Consider the following 14,067-nt stretch of genomic DNA (forward strand, 5'->3'; position numbering starts at 1 on the left):
TTGCAACATTCCTAAAAGAGGCGAGGTAGTGAACTGACAACCCTTCACTATTTTTAAAGCAGGGTGCCTCTACGGATTTCGGGCTTCGATCCGCCAGAGTGACGATTGAGCTTCACGAGCCATTTCGGCGGTCGAGAAAATTCGACCGGTTGGAGATTTGGGTGGCGAGACATGACAGGCATCCAGAAAGCCCAGTAACAACCCGGCCTTGACCGCGAAGTTCATGTTTTGCGCGTCCGGCAGCGACGACGTCACCATCCCGATGACCGCCCCACTGCTATCAAACAATGGACTACCGCTGGAGCCTGGCTGAATGGCCGCGGTGAATTGGAGCAGGCTTGAATCGTTGTGCAGCCCGAACAGACCGGACACCCCGCCCTGTGTCACATGAACGCCACCACCCGCCAGGCCTGCCATCGGAAAGCCCAGGGCAATGACCGACTCGCCCAGTGCACAACCGGCGCCGTCCTTGAAGACGACGGGCGACAGCGGCGGGCAATCCTGAATGCGCAGCAAGGCCATATCGTTGCGTTGATCGACCACCACCACTTCGGCGCGGTAGCGGCCGGCAAAGGAGGAAATGTGCAGCTCCTGCATCTCCTCGATCACATGGGCACAGGTCATGACATGACCGGGTGAAACGGCAAATCCGGTGCCCGTCGCCGAGCCACGGTTCCTCGGCGAATCGCCTGAATACGGACGGCGCGTGGGGTGTGCATCATCGATCGTGATGCCCATGCGACGGCCCATCGCGGCAAGGCCATAGGCCGAGCCTTCGGCCAGGGCGCGGAATTTCCACTGATCGTTGCGGCTGTAGAACTCGCCAATGACGATCGCTGATTCGCCATTGCCTTTCAGATCAAGGGACAGTTCGACTTGGTTGTCGACTTGCAGACGCAGGTCTTTGAGTTCGCTGACGGGGCCAGCCGCCGAGAAGGTATAAACGACCAGCAGCAGACGTTCGCTGCCGCCAGGGAGCCGGGACAAATCCAGGGAACAGCCGATAGACGACGGAGTACCGCTCCATTCCATCCACTGTTGAGTGACTTGAAACAGAGCCGGGTCACCGGTCGGTAGACGCTTTTCAGTGACAGGCAGCAGCGCGACGGCTGCGTATTCCCCAAAGGCGGAAGAGTGGCTGCAATCCAGCGTCCAAGCACATTTTACGCCCGATATAGCAGCGTTCGCTCCAGGCGTAAGCGCCTTCATCCTGTCGTTCCTTGATCGGTATGCTGGCAATTATGCCAAGACAGCTACAATCATTCACTGTCTATGTGGCTTTGTAATATCAGGAAGGCGCTACAACGGCAACTGTGATTGGCTTCACTCGCACACCGTCTACCCACTGGCCCGCGGGTTCGGGTAGATTTAGCCGACGAGCGGCGAAGATTCCCGCAAGGTTCACTCCTGTCGCTCGCGTGTATCCAATACCACCGGAATAGCGAGGGTTGATCTCCAGCAAATGGGGAACGCCTTCGTGGTCGTCGCGCGTCTGAACATTGACCAGTCCATCGCACTTGAAGTGCGCAGCAGCCTTGAGGGCCAGTTCCACGGAAGCGGACTCGCGCTCGAATGTCTGGTGAACACCCTGCTTTCTTCTGCCGACGAACGCCACCGGCTTACCGGCTTCGCACACCATGTCGACGGAACACTCGCTCCCCGGCAAATAAGGCATGACCAGCATCGGCGCCCGCTCCGCGCCGGACTGATAGATGTTCAGGTAGGTTTCAAAATCGACTTCCCGCGCATCCGGGTTTTCCAGGCAGCGGAACGGATCGACATCCGCCTTGAACCGCCAGAAACCCTGACCATAGATCCCAACGACAGGCTTGATGCACACCTCACCTTGGCGGGACAACGTCTCGTAGGCGACGGTCAGTTCCCGGGCATTGCTGACCGTCACGGCGGGAATGCAGGCCAGCCCCGCTCGCTCAGCCTCGGCGGTGAAGCGGCTCTTGTCGTCCACGTTGCTGAAGGTGTCCATGGACATCCCGCCCGTCACGAGCTGCAAACCGGCGGCGGCGAACCGCTCACGGGCCGCTTCGTAGTAACTGCCGATCCGCCCGGCAAGAATCACCTTGATGCCGTGCTCAAGCGCCGTGGCGATCACCCAGTCAATGCGCGTCTCGTTGTCCAGCGGCTCCTGAAAGCTGACGTCGGCCTGACCGGTGATTTCAGGTCGGTCCTGACGATGGGAAGCAAAGATCCTGACGTTCGCCGGCAGTGCTTCGCGCGCGCCGATAAGAATATCGCGCTGGCTGGATTGACCTTCGAGAAACCAGATCACGTTGATGCTCCTGAATGAATATCGACTGGGATTGAAACTCACGTTGAGTCACGAAACCCCGACGCCCGTTAAATTTCCCGTCACGATAACGGACATGAAACAAAAGGCTACTTAATTCCCTTGTTGGGCTTGTCTCTATGCGCCCAAGCAGTGGCGCAGTCCGACTATTTTGATATCGTGCCGTCCATTGTCAGCGCTCATGCAACAGTCGGGCGCGATTTCAAGTTAACGGCGGGCAAGGAAGGGATCGGATGGAGTTTCTACGCTTTGTGATATTTGCGGCGGCCTGGGGATTCATGTGGCGCTGGGTGGTGATCAATCGCGGCACCTGGGGGAAGATTTTCGGCAACATTGCCGGGGCCGTTTCCGGGTTCATTGTCGGGCTTGTGCTGTTGTCCATTACGTTGTCTCTGGTCCCGATGCACTAAACACCGGGCCGGTGCAGGCCCTACCCCGCTTGCACCGGCAACATCACCCGCGCCTCCAACCCGCCTTTCGACCGATTGCGCAGTGTCAGCTCGCCGCCGTGTTCCAGCACAATCGCCCGCGCCGCCGATAACCCCAAACCCACACCTCCTGTGCTTTTATTGCGCGATCCTTCCATGCGGAAGAACGGCACAAATACCTGCTCAAGACTGGCCTGCGCAATGCCTGGGCCACGATCCAGTACGTTGATCCGCACCTGTCCATCGCCGGCGACCAACTCAATCGCAGGCTCACTTCCATACTTGATCGCGTTATCCAGCAAGTTGGTGATCACCCGTTTAAGACCCAGCGGCCGACCGAAATACACCAGCCGCAGCGGTCCACTGAACGCAATATCGATGTGCTGATCACGGTAATCATCCAGCAAGGTTTGCAGCAGTTCCGCCAGATCAAATTGGGTGGCCGGTTCCAGTCGGGCATCGTCGCGGAAGAATTCCAGCGCCGAGTTGATCATCGCCTGCATCTCATCCACGTCACGAAACAGCCGTTGCTGTTGCTCGGTGTCTTCAATGAATTCACCGCGCAAGCGCATCCGCGTCAGGGGTGCGCGCAGGTCGTGGGAGATGGCGGCGAGCATTTGCGTGCGGTCACGGATGAAGTGCTGCAACTGGGCCTGCATCGCATTGAACGCAAGAATCGCCTGGCGGATTTCGTGGGGGCCGAGGGGTTTGATCGGTGGCGCGCGGAAGTCGCTGCCGAAGCGCCGGGCGCCCTCGGCGAAGTGCTGCAAGGGTGTGGCGAGGCGGCGGGTGGCGATCAGTGCGACCAGCGCCGTGGAGATCAGCACCAGCAGAATGACGATTGAATAGCGTGGCGCTTCGTCGAGGCCCCAACTGCGCGACGGCGCGGAGAACATCAGCCACGACGCGTCCGGCAGTTCGACCACTAGCGCGTAATGCGCGTCCATCGGGTCCGTCCAGTCGGACGGTTCATAGGCCTCGATTCGCCGGTCTGCGGATTTAAACAGCGGTTGCAGGATCGCCATGCTGGTGTGAGAAATGGGGTCATCCACTGTAGGCAGATTCAGTTCGCGCCGATCCAGGTGCCAACTGGCGGTGAAGCCTTTGTCGCTGACGGCATGGGCCAATTGGCTGCGCAGTGGCGCCGGCGCGGCTTCAATGACGCGGGTGATGGCCGCTATTTTTTCCAGCAACCCGGTCTCGGTTAGCGGCGGACGTGCCCACACGCCGGCCAGTTGGATAAACAAGCCGTTAAGGGCCAGGGAAATCAGCATGGCCAGGATGATCGTCAACGCGATCCAACGCGCGACCGTGTCTTGCGGCCAACTTCGCTTTAGCCAGTTCATCGCCGCGTCACGCTGGGAGTGAACAAATAGCCGCCATTGCGCACGGTGCGAATCATCGCCGGGCGTTTGGTGTCGGATTCGAGTTTGCGCCGCAGACGACTGACCTGAACGTCGATGCTGCGATCAAATGCCTCATGACTATGCCCCCGCGCCAGGTCCAGCAATTGCTCGCGGGTCAGAATCCGTTGCGGGTGTTCGACGAAGACCAACAGCAAATCAAACTCGCCGGCCGACAGCGGGATCATCACGTTGTCCGGCGAGCGCAGTTCCCGGCGCGTGACATCCAGGTGCCATTCGGCGAAGTCGATCAGCGGGCGTGGCCGTTCCTGGGACACCGGGCGGCGCTCGTCCACCCGACGCAGCACGGCGCGAACCCTGGCCAGCAGTTCGCGGGCGTCGAACGGTTTGGTCAAATAATCATCGGCGCCCAGTTCGAGCCCGACTACTCGATCACTGAGCTCACCCATGGCGGTCAACATGATGATCGGGATGGCGTGGCGAATTCGCAGTTGCTGGCACAGGATCAACCCACTGTCGCCCGGCAGCATCACATCGAGAATGATCAGGTCCGGCGCCTGCCGCTCAATGGCCGACCACAGCGATGCGCCGTCGGTGGCGACCTCGACGCTGTAACCGTGTTGCACGAAGAATTTTTTCAGCAGATCGAGGACCTCAAGGTCGTCGTCCACAATTAACAGGCTGTTCACCGAAGGTCACTTAAGGGCCGAATGGAACCGCCATCTAAAACCATTCGCGCCGGCCCGTCATATATTTCAATCGTGCAATAAAACGTCGGCGGCGCAATAAACCAGACATCTTTGCGCAAGGCTTGGGGCTCAGCATCTCGGCGAATTCCTCCCGAGACTTGCGTCCATGTCGCCTTTCAAATGTGCTCCCTGGCTGGCCCGTAATACCTCGATTGCCGTGCTGGCCGCCGGGTTGGCGGGTTGCAGCAGCCAGCCGCCGTCCAACCCGAGCGTGACCTGCGCCGAAATCGGCTATTCGGTGTACGACCCGGCGGAACCGCTCAACCGCGGCGTCTTCGCCTTCAACCGGGTGCTCGACGACTATGCCCTGGCCCCGGTCGCACGCGGCTATCGCTACCTGCCGGATTTTTTCCAATCGGGTGTGCATAACTTCGTGGCCAACTTCGGCGAGCCCAAGGTCTTTATCAATGACCTGCTGCAAGGCAACCCGATGCGCTCGGTCAATACCCTGGGACGTTTCGCGCTTAACACCACCGTCGGCGTGGTGGGTTTGATCGACGTCTCCGGCAAGGTCGGCATCCCGCGCCACGACGCCGACTTCGGCCAGACCTTCGGCGTGTGGGGCATCGGCAACGGCCCGATCGTCGAACTGCCGCTGTTCGGCACCTCCAACAGCCGCGACGCCGCCGGGCGCGTGCTGAGTTTTGTGGTCGACCCGTTCGGCAGCAACAGCGACACCGTGGACACGCTCAAAACCATCAACACCGTCGGCGGCATCGTCGATGGTCGCGCAGAAGTCTTACCGCTGACCGACAGCCTGCAAAAACTGCCGGACTATTACAGCGCGTTGCGCAACGTGGTGGCCGAGCATCGTGCGGCCTACGTGGCGGAAGGCAAACAAGGCTCGCCGCAAACCACCCAATCTCAATGCACAGGAGCGCCGGCGGATGGGTTCTGAAGGCAAAAGTCTGATTTTGCAGCAGCGGGTGACTCAAAACGACTCGGCCAATTTGCACTGCCGGGAAATTACATTGCGCTTGTCGGCGGATTGTCGTGAGTTGGTGCTCAGTCGTTACACCGAACATTACGGCCCGGCGCTGGTACGGTGGATGGAGCGTAGTCATACGGTGTCGGTGAGTGATTTGTTTCGGTGGTTGGTGGCGAATGGGGAGCGCGGCGTCATGAAGTCGGACGGCTAGTTGCAATTCATTGACATCCACTGCGCTATCATCCCGCGCATCTTTGTAGCCAGAACCCGGATGTCCATGCCTTTGCCACTGCCTGACGATCACCAATCCCTGCCCCCGGTGCTGGTCGGGCCGTTGTTGCGGCGTCTGGAGCCCACACGACTGGTGATGTGGCTTGTAGGATCCCGGGCGTTGTCGCTGACGTTGCGGCTACAAGGCATGACGGACATTTCTCTGGATGCCACGATGTGCACGGTCATCCCCGTCGGCACCCAGGCCTTTATTCACTTGATCGATGTGCCGTTGGCCGCAGCCCTGCCCTGGGACACGTTGATTGAGTACAACCTGCTGATCGACGACGCGGGCATCGCCGATTGGGCACCGCATCTGCTCTACGGCGAGGCCCAATCTCCAAACTTCGTCCTGCGCTCAAAAATTGATCAACTGCTGCACGGATCCTGCCGTAAACCGCATCATCCGGCGGCTGACGGTTTGCTGTGTGTCGACCGCTTGTTGGCAACGAAACACGAAGCGACAGAACGCCCGGCCCTGTTGATGATGAGCGGCGATCAGGTCTACGCCGACGATGTCGCCGGGCCGATGCTGCGGGCGATCCATGCCTTGATCCAACGGTTGGGGTTGTTTGATGAGCACCTCGAAGGCGCGGTGGTCAGTGACAGCGCCAAGCTCTACGAACACCCGGCCAGTTACTACCATCGTGCGGATTTGTTACCGGCGCTTGAGAGCAATGAAACCCTGCGCGAGCGATTTTTCGGCGGCGCCCGTAAGCCGATTTTCACCAGCAGCAGTGCCGACAATCATTTGGTGACTTTCGCTGAAGTCATTGCCATGTATCTGCTGGTCTGGTCGCCGACCGCCTGGACCTTGATCTCGCCACAATCGCCCGCACTGACGCCCGAACGAAGCGAACGTTATGCCCTGGAGCAGACGCGCATCGATCACTTCAAGTCCGAGCTGGGCGGCGTTGGCCGGGCGATGGCACACTTGCCGTGCCTGATGATTTTCGACGACCACGATATTACCGATGACTGGAATCTTTCCGCGCAATGGGAGGAAACGGCCTACGGGCATCCGTTCTCCAAACGCATCATCGGCAACGCGCTGCTCGCCTATCTGCTGTGCCAGGGTTGGGGCAATAATCCGGATGCGTTCGGCGGTGTACTGGAGAAAACCCGTTTGTTGAGCGCCACTGAGCGTTATCTCGACAGCACGATCCAGGACGACTTGATCGACGAATTGCTGAGCTTCCAGAACTGGCATTACGTCTTGCCAACCACCCCTGCCCTGGTGGTGCTCGACACCCGCACCCGACGCTGGCGCAGCGAGATGAACCTCAAGCAACCCTCGGGCCTGCTGGACTGGGAAGCCCTCAGCGAGTTGCAACAGGAGTTGCTGGATCACCCGTCGGCAATCATCGTTTCACCGGCGCCGATCTTTGGCGTCAAGCTGATCGAAACCGTGCAACGCGTGTTCAGCTGGTGCGGTTATCCACTGCTGGTGGACGCCGAAAACTGGATGGCCCATCGCGGCGCGGCCCAAGTCATCCTGAACATTTTCCGACACTCGCGCACACCGGGTAACTACGTGGTGCTGTCGGGTGATGTGCATTATTCCTTCGTCTACGAGGTATTGATCCGACACCGCAAGGCCGGTCCGCGCATCTGGCAAATCACCAGCAGCGGCATCAAGAATGAATTTCCCCGGGCCCTGCTCGAATGGTTTGATCGGCTCAACCGCTGGCTCTACTCGCCCCGTTCGCCGCTGAACTGGCTGACCAAACGCCGACGCATGCGTATCGTCCCGCACATTCCCGAACATGCGGAAGCGGGCGAGCGGTTATGGAATTCGGCGGGGATAGGGCAAGTGCTGTTTAATGACAAGGGCCAGCCGCGGGAGATTTATCAGCACAACGCCGATGGCTCGCCGCGTACGCGAATGGTTGCGCCTGAGTCGTCGTCGACTCGCTAAAGTGGCATGGTGCAAATCCATTGGGGGAGCGGGCTTGCTCGCGAAAGCGGTACAACAGTCAACAGATGTATTGGATGTAAAGCAGCCTTCGCGAGCGAGCCCGCTCCCACTTTGGATCTGCGCCGAATTCGTTTACCAAGGATGAATCATGTTTGCACGGAGCAAGTCAGTCCCCGAATTAATGGTCACCGACCTTCAAAAAAGCCTGCACTTCTGGACGTCGCTGATCGGTTTCAACATCGTTTATGAACGCCCCGGTTTTGCCTACCTCGATCGACAGGGCATCCAGTTCATGCTTGAACAATACGACCCAGCCGAAGGCCAATGGCTGACCGGCCCGTTGGAAGCACCGCTGGGTCGTGGCATCAACTTTCAGATAACCGTCGATTCAGTTGAACCCATTCTCCAGCGACTGGCCGAAGTTCAGTGGCCGTTGTTCCGCCCTTGCGCCGATGTCTGGTATCGCGCGGACGCGGTGGAAGTCGGCCAACGGGAATTTCTGGTACAGGATCCGGACGGCTATCTGGTCCGCTTAGTGGAAAGTCTGGGGGAGCGGCCGTGTTTGAACACATAGATCTCAACTACCTGCTCGGCACTTACGGCTATTGGGCGGTGTTCTTCGGCTGTTTGCTGGAGGGCGAAACCATCCTGATTCTGGGCGGGATGGCGGCTCATCAGCACCTGCTGCACCTGTGGCCGGTGATTGGCTGGGCCAGCCTGGGCGGGATGCTGGGCGATCAGTTGCTGTTCTGGAGCGGACGTTATTTTGGTGGACGGCTGTTGCCGCGCCTGCATCGACAACAAGCGGCGATCGATCGTGTGACGGAGTTGATCGCGCGTTACCCGTCGACCTCGGTGTTTGCCGTGCGCTTTCTGTATGGCATGCGCCTGGTCGGGCCAATGGTGATTGGGGCCAGCGGTTTGTCGCCGCTGCGGTTTACGCTGTTGAATGCGCTGGGCGCGGTGGTCTGGGCCACGGTGTTCGCCAGCGCCGGGTATTGGGTCGGCCAGGCGCTGGAAACGATGTTGGGGAATTTGAAACCCTATCGTTTGCCGATTGCGCTGGGGGTTTTGGTGTTGGCGGTGGTGATTGCGTTGGTTCGGCATTGGCGGGTGAAACAGAAAGCGCGTCATGTTGGGTGAATTGATATCAATAATCTGACCCCACTCCTACGGGGGATGGTGTTGGTCAAGCTGCGCTTAGCGCCCGGCAAACCCCTCTGACAATCATCTCCACTTCCCGCTCATCAATGGTCAGCGGCGGCAGCAAACGAATGGTGTTGCCCCGCGTCACGTTGATCAGCAGGCCGTGATCCCGGGCGGCGATCAGGGTCAGGTCGCGGATCGGTTGTTTGAGTTCGATGCCGATCATCAGGCCTTGGCCGCGAATCGCCATGACGTTCGGATCGTCAGCCAGTTCGGCGCGCAATCTGGCGAGCAGGCGTTCGCCTTGCAGCCGGGCGTTTGACAGCAGGCCTTGTTCTTCGATGATGTCCAGCACGGTGCAGCCGACCCGGCAGGCCAATGGGTTACCACCGAAGGTGCTGCCATGGCTGCCGGGGGTGAACAGGTCGGCGGCGCGGCCCCGGGCCAGGCAGGCGCCGATGGGGACGCCGTTGCCCAAGCCTTTGGCCAGGGTCATGACGTCCGGGACGATGCCTTCGTGCTGGAACGCGAACCACTGGCCGGTGCGGCCGATGCCGGTCTGGATTTCATCGAGCATCAGCAGCCACGAGCGCCGGTTGCACAGTTCGCGCACAGCCTTGAGGTAACCGGGCGGCGCCAGTTGCACGCCGCTTTCGCCCTGGATCGGCTCCATCAGGATCGCCACGATTCTCGGGCCGTGGGCCTGCTGCACCTTGTCCAGCGCCTTAAGGTCGCCGAACGGTACTTTGACGAAATCCCCCGGCAGCTCATTGAAACCCAGGCGCACCGCCGGGCCGTCGCTGGCGGACAAAGTGCCAAGAGTGCGGCCATGAAAGGCGTTTTCCATGACCACCACCAGCGGTTGCTCGATGCCTTTGTGCCAGCCGTAAAGCCGTGCGAGTTTCAGCGCCGTCTCGTTGGCTTCGGCGCCGGAGTTGTTGAAAAACGCCCGGTCCATGCCCGAGAGCCGGGTCAGTTTTTGCGCCAGTTGCTGTTGCCAATCGATGCTGTAGAGATTCGACGTGTGCAACAGCAACCCGGCCTGTTCGCTGATGGCCGTCACGATTTTAGGATGAGAGTGGCCGACATTGGTCACTGCTACGCCCGCCACTGCATCCAGATATTCTCGACCGGCCTGGTCCCACAGGCGTGTGCCCAGGCCTTTGCTAAAGCTCAGGGCCAAAGGTTGGTAAGTGCTCATCAGGCAGGTGGCGGTCATGGCATCAAGCTCCAGCAAGGGTTGTTGTTTTTGCAGTATGGTTAGCCACCAGAGCTGGATAAACGCTGCAATACTTCAATCATTTAAAAGTTGAGCTTGATAATGGATTTGTTTCAGGCAATGACCGTTTACGTTCGCGTGGTGGAAACCGGCAGCATGACCGCCGCCGCGTTGCAGTGCGAAATGTCCACGACCATGGTCGGCAATCACTTGCGCGCCCTGGAGCAACGTCTCGGTGTGCGTTTGCTCAACCGCACAACACGGCGCCAGCGCCTGACCGAATTTGGCACCGCGTATTACCAGCGCTGCCTCGAAGTGCTGGGGCTGGTGGAAGACTCTGAGCGCCTGGCCGAGCAGGCACTCGATGAACCAAGTGGCACGTTGCGCATCACCGCGCCGCTGACCTTCGGTACAGAACGGCTGGCGCCAGCACTCAGCGAATTCTCGTTACGCTGTCCACGGGTCAAATTGGACGTCGTGCTCACCAACGGCCGTCCGGACCTGTTGGAGAACGGTTTCGATACGGCGATTCGCTTGGGCGCTATCGAGCCTTCCAACCTGATTGCCCGCCCACTCATCGATTACACGCTGACGATGTGCGCCTCGAAGGCATACCTGGCGCGCCGGGGCACCCCGCAGAAACCCGAAGATCTGCAACACCACGACTGCCTGGCCTTCGCTTACCCGGAAGGCGATGACTGGCGCTCAGTGGAGAAACAATGGCGCCTGACCGGCCCTGAAGGCGAAGTGATGGTCGCGGTCAGCGGTCCGATGCTGATCAACAGTTCGGCGGGTTTGCATCAAGCGGCACGCACCGGCATGGGCATCGTGATGGTGCCCGATGCGCTGGTGGAACAAGACCTCGCAGACGGGAAACTCGTGGCCCTGATGCAGGATTACCAACTGCCGAGCCGGCCGATGAACCTGGTGTATACCCAGGATCGCTACCGTTTGCCGAAACTGCGTAGCTTCGTCGACTTCGCCGTGCAGATGTGGGGCAAGCACTAGCCGCGCCAATGCCCCATGGACTAATCTGCTCCACGGGCGAGTCACATCGATATAGGGGCGGCAAGGAGAGCGGTGATGGGCGACGCAACGGATATCGATCCGTTGAAGTTCAATCTGTCGGACTTCAACGAAGACATGCTGCACACCATTATGGAACTGGTCAGCGACGGCATTTGGGACTGGAATGCCAACACCGGCTTCGTCTACCGCAACCCCGGGTGGTACGAGATGCTCGGCTACACGCCGCACTCTCTGGACAACACGGTGCTGACCTGGGAAACCGTGATGCATCCCGACGATTATTCTCGGGTCATGGCGTTGTTCGATGACTATCTGAATCAGCGTGCGCCCGGCTATCAGGCCGAGTATCGCTGCCGCCGACAGGATGGCACTTACACCTGGATCGAAGATCGCGGCTATATCCTGGCGCGCAATGCCGATGGCTCGGTGGCGCGGATGGTTGGGGCGCACCGCAGCATCGAAGACAAGAAGCGCCTGCTCGAAGAACTGGAGCGGCGCAATCATTCCCTCGAAGCCCTTGTCGAAGAACGCACCCGGGAGCTGTCCCGGGTCAATCAACAGCTGCAAATCCAACTCGAAGAAAACCGCAAACTGGCCGAAACCGATGCCCTGACCTCGGTCGCCAATCGCTATCGCCTGGAAAAAGCCCTGCCCCAGGAATGCGATCGCGCCCAACGTTTCCGCCATCCGTTGTCGCTGATTGCCATGGACATCGACGACTTCAAGACCATCAACGATCACTACGGCCACGCGCTGGGTGATGCGGCGTTGGTGCAAGTGGTCGACTGCCTGAAAAGCTGTGTGCGTGACGGTGACTTGCTGTCTCGCTGGGGTGGTGATGAATTCATCCTGATCCTGCCCAGTACCCCGCTGGCCGATGCCCGGGAAATCGCGGAAAAAATCCGCCATGGCCTGACGAATCTGCTGCCGGTGGGCGACTTTCAAGTGACCATGAGCTTTGGCGTGGTCCAGCGCTTTGAAGAGGAACAACAAACCGGCCTGCTGGCCAGGGCCGATCAGGCGCTGTATCGCTCGAAAGTGATGGGCAAGAATGTGATTTCGGGATGAGTACAGTCTTGGAGATCCGTGATGTGAAGCCTTCGGAAGTTGAATCCGTGAGGCTGTTTCTGGGGCAGAACGGCTGGGGCCATCGCACCGGATCAGCAGAGCATTTCGCACAGTTGGTTGCCAATTCCCAACGCACGGCGGTTGCCGTAAAGGATGAGCAGATCGTCGGGTTTGCTCGGGGCATCACCGATGGGTTGTCCAACGGATATCTGTCGATGGTGGTCGTGAGTGAGCAGCATCGCCGTGAAGGTGTAGGCCGTGCGCTGGTATCGCATGTGATGGGAAATAACTCCGACATCACGTGGGTTTTACGTGCAGGTCGGGAAGGTGCTTCGGGGTTTTTCTCCAACCTGGGTTTTGAGACGTCCACCATTGCCATGGAGCGCTCGCGTGGCGGGTAGCCCGGTGAGCATTCATTGAAAAACAAGCGCTAAGGAAAGCCAATGACTACCACCCCCGTGTATCGCCGGGCCACACCGGACGATCTACTCGCCATTTGCGAATTGGGCCAACAACTCAACAGCCTCCATCACCGCGAACGTCCGGACATTTATGCGCCAGCCACCGAAGACTTCGCGCGGGACAGCGGCCACTGGCAGCCGTACCTCGACAGCGAACATCAGGTGACCTTTCTTGCCGAACAGGCTGGCAAGGTGATTGGATTCATCACCGTGCAAGTCACTTCGTTCAACAGTCCGCTGGTTCAGCATCAACAGGTGGGCCGGGTAGGATCGGTCTGTGTTGACGACAGTGCTCGGGGTCAAGGCGTTGGACGAGCATTGATGGAGCGTGCTCAAGCCTGGGCCATCGAACAGGGCGCCACGGACCTTCGGCTCACTGTTTGGGCGTTCAACGCACCAGCACTTCGCCTGTATGAGGAGCTGGGTTATGAAATGCGCGCCTTTGAAATGGGCAAGCGCCTATAAACCTGCCTTCACCAACACCGCCTTCTCCTGATACCGATCCGGATACAACTGCTTCAACTGCGCCACCTTCGGCATATCGTTGATCACGATGTACGGGTACGTCGGGTGCTCGGTCAGGAAGTCCTGGTGATAGTCCTCGGCCGGGTAGAAGCCGTTGTAGGTTTCCAGTTTGGTGACGATGGGTTTGTTGAACAAATGCGCGGCGTCGAGTTGGGCGATGTAGGCCTGGGCGACGCGTTGTTGTTCCTGATTTTCCGGGAAGATCGCCGAGCGATACTGAGTGCCGCTGTCAGGCCCCTGGCGGTTGAGTTCCGTGGGGTTGTGAGCCACCGAGAAGTAGATTTGCAGCAGGGTGCCATAGCTGACCTGGGTGGGGTCGAAGGTGACTTCGACGGATTCCGCATGCCCGGTATCGCCATCGCTGACTTTCTCGTATTCAGCCGTATTGGCCGCGCCCCCGGCATAACCGGAAACGGCTTTCTTCACGCCTTTGACGTGCTGGAACACACCCTGGACGCCCCAGAAACAACCGCCCGCGAAGACCGCCGTTTCACTGTGGGCCTGGGTGGTTTCGTCGATGGTCGGTGGAGGGATGACCACGGCATCTTCAGCAGCGCCGAAGGAAAACGCCGAACATTGGCCGATAACGCTGGCCGCCGCCAGGCCCAGCAAGGTACGGCGCCAGGTAAATAAAGTTTTCATGGGGCTGACTCCTTG

Annotated in this window: 16 protein-coding genes; 10 read left to right on the forward strand and 6 right to left on the reverse strand. The window is 59.4% G+C overall.

Translation table 11 applies throughout. The features are described 5' to 3' along the window. Positions 1-69: 69 nt before the first annotated feature. Positions 70-1,209, reverse strand: coding sequence for a trypsin-like peptidase domain-containing protein (locus HB680_RS10975; protein ID WP_213938476.1), 1,140 nt, complete (start codon positions 1,207-1,209; stop codon positions 70-72). A 79-nt stretch (positions 1,210-1,288) separates the two neighbouring features. Next, complete coding sequence (locus tag HB680_RS10980; RefSeq protein WP_213938477.1) at positions 1,289-2,287, reverse strand: ATP-grasp domain-containing protein; 999 nt, start codon at positions 2,285-2,287, stop codon at positions 1,289-1,291. Between the two features lie 251 nt (positions 2,288-2,538). On the opposite strand from HB680_RS10980, the gene HB680_RS10985 reads away from it, so the two are divergent. Next, entirely contained in the window at positions 2,539-2,715 is a 177-nt protein-coding gene (locus HB680_RS10985) for a hypothetical protein (protein ID WP_213938478.1), read from the forward strand. A 20-nt stretch (positions 2,716-2,735) separates the two neighbouring features. Here HB680_RS10985 and HB680_RS10990 read toward each other — a convergent pair whose 3' ends face one another. Together HB680_RS10990 and HB680_RS10995 are read right to left on the reverse strand one after the other, a co-directional pair. Continuing rightward, positions 2,736-4,079, reverse strand: coding sequence for an ATP-binding protein (locus tag HB680_RS10990; protein WP_213938479.1), 1,344 nt, complete (start codon positions 4,077-4,079; stop codon positions 2,736-2,738). Then, positions 4,076-4,786, reverse strand: coding sequence for a response regulator (locus HB680_RS10995; RefSeq protein ID WP_213938481.1), 711 nt, complete (start codon positions 4,784-4,786; stop codon positions 4,076-4,078). The genes HB680_RS10990 and HB680_RS10995 overlap by 4 nt, the downstream gene beginning before the upstream one ends. Positions 4,787-4,952: 166 nt before the next feature. On the opposite strand from HB680_RS10995, the gene HB680_RS11000 reads away from it, so the two are divergent. From HB680_RS11000 to HB680_RS11020, 5 genes are all read left to right on the forward strand, one after another. Then, a complete protein-coding gene (locus tag HB680_RS11000; RefSeq protein ID WP_213938482.1) occupies positions 4,953-5,744 on the forward strand; it encodes a VacJ family lipoprotein in 792 nt (263 codons plus the stop codon). After that, positions 5,734-5,985 (forward strand): hypothetical protein, encoded by a 252-nt coding sequence (locus tag HB680_RS11005; protein WP_213938483.1) that lies wholly within the window; start codon positions 5,734-5,736, stop codon positions 5,983-5,985. The genes HB680_RS11000 and HB680_RS11005 overlap by 11 nt, the downstream gene beginning before the upstream one ends. Before the next feature lie 60 nt (positions 5,986-6,045). Then, positions 6,046-7,962 (forward strand): alkaline phosphatase D family protein, encoded by a 1,917-nt coding sequence (locus HB680_RS11010; protein WP_213938484.1) that lies wholly within the window; start codon positions 6,046-6,048, stop codon positions 7,960-7,962. Between the two features lie 148 nt (positions 7,963-8,110). Then, the gene (locus HB680_RS11015; RefSeq protein ID WP_213938485.1) at positions 8,111-8,536 is read left to right on the forward strand and encodes a VOC family protein; all 426 of its coding nucleotides are present in this window, start codon (positions 8,111-8,113) and stop codon (positions 8,534-8,536) included. Further along, the gene (locus tag HB680_RS11020; RefSeq protein WP_213938486.1) at positions 8,521-9,105 is read left to right on the forward strand and encodes a VTT domain-containing protein; all 585 of its coding nucleotides are present in this window, start codon (positions 8,521-8,523) and stop codon (positions 9,103-9,105) included. Before HB680_RS11015 ends, HB680_RS11020 begins: the two co-directional genes overlap by 16 nt. A gap of 46 nt (positions 9,106-9,151) precedes the next feature. On the opposite strand, the gene HB680_RS11025 is transcribed toward HB680_RS11020, so the two are convergent. After that, positions 9,152-10,327 (reverse strand): aspartate aminotransferase family protein, encoded by a 1,176-nt coding sequence (locus HB680_RS11025; protein ID WP_213938487.1) that lies wholly within the window; start codon positions 10,325-10,327, stop codon positions 9,152-9,154. Positions 10,328-10,429: 102 nt separating this feature from the next. Between HB680_RS11025 and HB680_RS11030 the strand changes: the two genes are divergently transcribed. From HB680_RS11030 to HB680_RS11045, 4 genes are all read left to right on the forward strand, one after another. Then, on the forward strand, positions 10,430-11,335 hold the full coding sequence (locus HB680_RS11030; protein ID WP_213938489.1) for a LysR family transcriptional regulator: 906 nt from the start codon (positions 10,430-10,432) through the stop codon (positions 11,333-11,335). Positions 11,336-11,410: 75 nt separating this feature from the next. Continuing rightward, positions 11,411-12,424, forward strand: coding sequence for a sensor domain-containing diguanylate cyclase (locus HB680_RS11035; RefSeq protein WP_213938497.1), 1,014 nt, complete (start codon positions 11,411-11,413; stop codon positions 12,422-12,424). Next, positions 12,421-12,825 (forward strand): GNAT family N-acetyltransferase, encoded by a 405-nt coding sequence (locus HB680_RS11040; protein WP_213938499.1) that lies wholly within the window; start codon positions 12,421-12,423, stop codon positions 12,823-12,825. Before HB680_RS11035 ends, HB680_RS11040 begins: the two co-directional genes overlap by 4 nt. A gap of 42 nt (positions 12,826-12,867) precedes the next feature. Further along, positions 12,868-13,350 (forward strand): GNAT family N-acetyltransferase, encoded by a 483-nt coding sequence (locus HB680_RS11045; protein ID WP_213938500.1) that lies wholly within the window; start codon positions 12,868-12,870, stop codon positions 13,348-13,350. On the opposite strand, the gene msrA is transcribed toward HB680_RS11045, so the two are convergent. Beyond that, positions 13,345-14,052 carry a peptide-methionine (S)-S-oxide reductase MsrA gene (gene msrA / locus HB680_RS11050; protein ID WP_213938502.1) on the reverse strand — a complete coding sequence of 236 codons (708 nt, stop codon included), beginning with the start codon at positions 14,050-14,052 and terminating at the stop codon, positions 13,345-13,347. The genes HB680_RS11045 and msrA overlap by 6 nt on opposite strands. Positions 14,053-14,067 lie beyond the last annotated feature (15 nt).

The sequence above is a fragment of the Pseudomonas sp. dw_612 genome (assembly GCF_018449725.1).
Lineage (GTDB): Bacteria > Pseudomonadota > Gammaproteobacteria > Pseudomonadales > Pseudomonadaceae > Aquipseudomonas.

Coding starts and splice junctions, on each gene's coding strand:
- HB680_RS10975 (WP_213938476.1), bottom strand. CDS start 1,209: ATGAAGGCGCTTACGCCTGGAGCGAACGCTGCTATATCGGGCGTAAAA.
- HB680_RS10985 (WP_213938478.1), top strand. CDS start 2,539: ATGGAGTTTCTACGCTTTGTGATATTTGCGGCGGCCTGGGGATTCATG.
- HB680_RS10990 (WP_213938479.1), bottom strand. CDS start 4,079: ATGAACTGGCTAAAGCGAAGTTGGCCGCAAGACACGGTCGCGCGTTGG.
- HB680_RS11000 (WP_213938482.1), top strand. CDS start 4,953: ATGTCGCCTTTCAAATGTGCTCCCTGGCTGGCCCGTAATACCTCGATT.
- HB680_RS11005 (WP_213938483.1), top strand. CDS start 5,734: ATGGGTTCTGAAGGCAAAAGTCTGATTTTGCAGCAGCGGGTGACTCAA.
- HB680_RS11010 (WP_213938484.1), top strand. CDS start 6,046: ATGTCCATGCCTTTGCCACTGCCTGACGATCACCAATCCCTGCCCCCG.
- HB680_RS11015 (WP_213938485.1), top strand. CDS start 8,111: ATGTTTGCACGGAGCAAGTCAGTCCCCGAATTAATGGTCACCGACCTT.
- HB680_RS11025 (WP_213938487.1), bottom strand. CDS start 10,327: ATGACCGCCACCTGCCTGATGAGCACTTACCAACCTTTGGCCCTGAGC.
- HB680_RS11030 (WP_213938489.1), top strand. CDS start 10,430: ATGGATTTGTTTCAGGCAATGACCGTTTACGTTCGCGTGGTGGAAACC.
- HB680_RS11035 (WP_213938497.1), top strand. CDS start 11,411: ATGGGCGACGCAACGGATATCGATCCGTTGAAGTTCAATCTGTCGGAC.
- HB680_RS11040 (WP_213938499.1), top strand. CDS start 12,421: ATGAGTACAGTCTTGGAGATCCGTGATGTGAAGCCTTCGGAAGTTGAA.
- HB680_RS11045 (WP_213938500.1), top strand. CDS start 12,868: ATGACTACCACCCCCGTGTATCGCCGGGCCACACCGGACGATCTACTC.
- msrA (WP_213938502.1), bottom strand. CDS start 14,052: ATGAAAACTTTATTTACCTGGCGCCGTACCTTGCTGGGCCTGGCGGCG.